The sequence below is a fragment of the Microbacterium umsixpiens genome, assembly GCF_053543675.1.
The window spans coordinates 27,802-29,467 of record NZ_JBLVOH010000062.1; the positions used below are offsets into that span (position 1 = coordinate 27,802).

3 protein-coding genes are annotated in these 1,666 nt (G+C 71.5%); 2 read left to right on the forward strand and 1 reads right to left on the reverse strand.

The genetic code is table 11. The features are described 5' to 3' along the window. The coding region (locus ACNPM4_RS06300) for a Rossmann-fold NAD(P)-binding domain-containing protein (protein WP_473965300.1) at positions 1-378 on the forward strand (378 nt) is incomplete at its 5' end. A 9-nt stretch (positions 379-387) separates the two neighbouring features. Further along, positions 388-1,134 carry an alpha/beta hydrolase gene (locus ACNPM4_RS06305; protein WP_029262546.1) on the forward strand — a complete coding sequence of 249 codons (747 nt, stop codon included), beginning with the start codon at positions 388-390 and terminating at the stop codon, positions 1,132-1,134. Positions 1,135-1,137: 3 nt separating this feature from the next. Here the strand turns inward: ACNPM4_RS06305 and ACNPM4_RS06310 are convergent. Continuing rightward, the coding region (locus tag ACNPM4_RS06310) for a carbohydrate kinase family protein (RefSeq protein ID WP_448985097.1) at positions 1,138-1,666 on the reverse strand (529 nt) is incomplete at its 5' end.

Below are 1,666 nucleotides of genomic sequence, written 5' to 3' on the forward strand. Positions count from 1 at the left end.
GAGTCGCCCTTCGTGTTCGTCTGGGTCGACGACGTGGCGGCCGCGATGGTGCGGGCGGCGACCGACGGCCCGGCCGGCATCTTCAACGTCGCGGGTGACGGGCGGATGACGGTGCCGGAGATCGCCGCTCGTCTCGGCAAGCCGCAGCTCGTGCTGCCCGCGTGGGCGCTGTCGACGGCACTGCGGATCGGACGGACGCTGCGGCTCACCCCGCACGGACCGGAGAAGGTCCCGTTCCTCCGGTACCGTCCGGTGCTGGCGAACCGTCGGCTGAAGGAGGAGTTCGGCTACACCCCGCGCCGCACGACGCGGGAGGCCTTCGAGGAGTACCTCCGCACGCACCCGGCCGTCGCCCGGAAGCGTGGTGACGCGGGGTAGCGTTGATCCGTGCAGAAGAAGCGTGGCCGCCGGGTCCTGAAACGTGTGCTGTGGAGTCTCGCGATCGTGCTGGTGCTGGCGGTGGTCGGCGTCCTCGCGTACACGCAGATCGGTGTCATGGCCGCCGAGCCGGAGCCGCTCGCGAGCGTGCGGGAGAACCCCGCGATCACCGTCACCGACGCGGACGAGGGCATCGTGCTCGCCCCCGCCGACGGCGACTCGGATCTCGGCCTGGTCTTCATCCCCGGCGCCAAGGTCGACCCGTGGGCCTACGCGGCCATCCTCCAGGGGCTCGCCGAGGAGGGAACCACGGTCGTGATCACCCGCCCCTGGCTGAACCTGGCCTTCTTCGACCCGCGCGGACTCGACGCTTTCACCTCGGCCGCCCCGGATATCGATGTCTGGGGTGTCGGCGGGCACTCGCTCGGGGGCGTCCGTGCTTGCCAGCTCGCAGCGGATGCCGACGCGCTGGTGCTGTTCGGCTCGTACTGCGCGACCGACGTGTCGGACAGCGGCCTTCCGGTCCTCAGCATCTCGGGCAGCGAAGACGGCCTCTCCACTCCGGAGAAGATCGCCGACGCGCGCGACCTGCTGCCCGCTGACGCCGAGATGGTGGAGATCGACGGCGCATCGCACGCGTCTTTCGGGGATTACGGCCCGCAGGACGGCGACGGCACCCCGACGATCTCGACGGACGAGATGCACGACGAGGTCACGCGACTCACCGAGGAGTTCCTCGCGCCGCTCGCGCCCTGAGACTCACTCCCCCGCGTCGATGACCGCATCCAACAGCGGATGCAGGTGTCGCGAACGGAGGACGGTAGCGGCTGTCCGGGCGCCCACCTCGAGTGCCGCGCCGACTCCCGCGCCGTCCAGGCGCGCGTCGAGCACGCCCGCGAGGAAGGCGTCGCCCGCACCGTTCGTGTCGATGACCTCGACGGGCACGGCCGCCACCCGATACTCGACCCCCTCCGCATCCACGGCCACTGCGCCCTCGGCCCCGAGCGTGCACACGGCGAGTGAGGCACCGGCGGCGATGCGGGAGTGCAGGAATGCGACCGGGTCCGGGAGGCGATCCGCATTGCAGAACACCGCGTCCGCCGCCGCCAGGAACGGGCGGTGGAACTCGGCCTCACCGTCGTAGTCGTGCACGTCGACCCAGATCGGGACTCCGGTCTCGCGCGCCATCGGCAGGAGCCGCAGCGGTTCGGCGGCGAGGTCGAGCACGATCACCGCCGCCTCCCCCATCCGCTCGCGCACCCAGGCATCGTCCTCGCCCGCGGTCGCC